The sequence below is a fragment of the Xanthovirga aplysinae genome (assembly GCF_009711365.1).
In the GTDB taxonomy this organism is placed as follows: Bacteria; Bacteroidota; Bacteroidia; order Cytophagales; family Cyclobacteriaceae; genus Xanthovirga; species Xanthovirga aplysinae.
The window spans coordinates 1-2,324 of the sequence record NZ_SMMB01000553.1 but is presented as its reverse complement, the minus strand read 5'-3'; the positions used below and the strand labels follow the sequence as shown (position 1 = coordinate 2,324).

General features: G+C 35.9%; 2 protein-coding genes. Both read right to left on the bottom strand.

What is annotated here, in order from left to right; all coding sequences use genetic code 11:
- The coding region (locus E1171_RS02630) for a hypothetical protein (RefSeq protein WP_155203802.1) at positions 1-364 on the bottom strand (364 nt) is incomplete at its 3' end.
- A 314-nt stretch (positions 365-678) separates the two neighbouring features.
- Positions 679-2,157, bottom strand: coding sequence for a hypothetical protein (locus E1171_RS02625; RefSeq protein WP_155203800.1), 1,479 nt, complete (start codon positions 2,155-2,157; stop codon positions 679-681).
- Positions 2,158-2,324: the final 167 nt, after the last annotated feature.

Genomic DNA, 2,324 nt, shown 5'->3' with positions numbered 1-2,324 from the left:
TTTGGAGGTTCTCATTATTATTGTTGCCAAAAATGCCGTTAAGCCCAGTAGGTCCGATTATAATGGGTAATATAGTATTACTTTCTCCAAACTGTACTACAACTGCCCTTTGGGAATTTCCCAGATTACTATTTCCTACGATTTGGTTGTTAGTCATCAATTGGTTATTCAGCCCAATTTGATAGGAAAAGTTTAACTGGTTGTTAAAATCATTGTTATTTCCATCAATGAGGTTGATCATATTGATCATATTCTGACCGAGCTGAATACCCAGAGCGCTTTGGGTGTTGTTGTCATGGCCCTGGGCAAAACTAACCTGCAGGCTGGCACTTAGGGCCATTAGACTTAGGAGAATTTTCTTCATGAGTGTGGAATTTTAAAAGATTAGAAATAATCTATTACAGAGGAAATGCTTTTTGTTGTAGAAGAATAAAGAGGGACTAAGGTTTTAAGGGGAGTAAACACTAGAAAGAGGAATTACTTTATCTATCACTAATGTAAATAAAACGCAATATTAGTATAGTACAATTAAAATAAGAAAAGTACAAATGTACTTAAACTATAATTCTAAACTATTTTGGTTCGAAACCAAAAAATAAAGGGCTTCACCACCCTTCTTTTGTGCCTTTTCCGGCCCTGCCAATCTGATAATCTTTAATATTGTAATGATCCATACAATTACTGAATGATATTATTGCCCATCGCCATGTTACCATTCCCAATCTGAGTCATAGAGAAGAGTTGTCTGTTATTATCTTGGTTATTACCCAGTAGCTGGTTATTCATGCTAATATTATTCTCAACTCCTAATTGTGACACCATTGCATTTTGGAAGCTCCTATTATTATTGTTGCCTTCGATCTGATTAAGGTCCTCAATGACATTCCCTTGCCCTATTTGCGTACCAATCGCGCTTTGGAAGTTACTATCATTATTATTACCCACGATTTCGTTAAATTCATCAAATCGATTATCCGGCCCTATTTGCAAACCAAGCATGCTTTGAAAGTTATCATCATTATTGTTGCCTTCGATCTGATTTCCATCATCAAATTGATTATCCCTGTTCCCAATTAATTGCACACCAATAAAATTTTGAAAATTCCTGTCATTATTATCGCCAATGATGTTGTTGAGATCATCAAGTTCATCATTATCATTCCCAATTTGCGCACCAACAAAATTTTGAAAATTTTGGTCGTTACCATTGCCTATTATTTTATTATTTTCCTCTATTTCATCATTCTCATTCCCAATTTGCGCACCAACAAAACTTTGAGAGTTTAAGTCATTATTGTTGCCAATGATGTTGTTATTATTCTCAAAGTTATCATTCTCGTCCCCAATTTGCGCACCAACAAAACTTTGAAAGTTCCCGTCATTGTTGTTCCCCATAATTTGGTTATTCATATTGATGGTATTCATTTCTCCAAACTGCGCTCCGTTGGCACTTTGAAGGTTCCTGTCATTACTGTTGCCATTAATGGTGTTAAGCGTTGAAAACATATTACTCATCCCAAATTGCCATCCGATGGCGCTTTGGAAGTTCCTGTCATTGTTGTTGCCACCAGAGATGGAGTTAAGGGACCTAAAATTGTTCATTATCCCAAATTGCGATGTGATAGCACTTTGGAAGTTCCTGTCACTGTTGCTACTACTATTAATCGCATTGATTCGTTCAAGCCGATTTCCCATCCCAATTTGAGTACCAATTAGGCTTTGAAAATTTGTGTCATTGTTGGTGTTGCCGGGGCCTCTGATGGCATTACTTGTATTCATGTTATTTCCCATCCCAAATTGGGCCACAATTGCGCTTTGAAGGTTTCGGTCAATATTGTTGCCATTGATTTCATTAAGAGAGTTAAGAGAATTTCCCTCCCCAATTTGTGCCCCAATTAAGTTTTGAAAGTTCCCTGTGTTGTTATTGCCTATGTTAGCGTTAATGGCACTAAACATATTACCCGTCCCAAATTGAAAGGAAAAGATCGACTGGATATTAAAGTCATTGTTATTTCCTAAAATTCTGTTGTTATCACTGAACATGTTCTGCCCAAGCTGAATGCCAAGGTAACTTTGAGTGTTGGAGTCGTTGCCTTGTGCCATGCTTAATTGAAAGGTACAGGCCATTGATAAGAGGGTAAAAATTACTTTTTTCATGATTTTTTGTGAATTTGAAGGTTAGTAGACAAATAGAAAGATGGTAAGGGATTATTGAAGGGAAGACGGTAATTTTAGAAGCAGAGAGGTTGTTAGAGTTTTCTTAATTAAATATAATTTATTGAAAAGAAATTTTTAATGGTTTTTATCCTAATAAAACATCTGAT

Coding starts and splice junctions, on each gene's coding strand:
- E1171_RS02625 (WP_155203800.1), bottom strand. CDS start 2,157: ATGAAAAAAGTAATTTTTACCCTCTTATCAATGGCCTGTACCTTTCAA.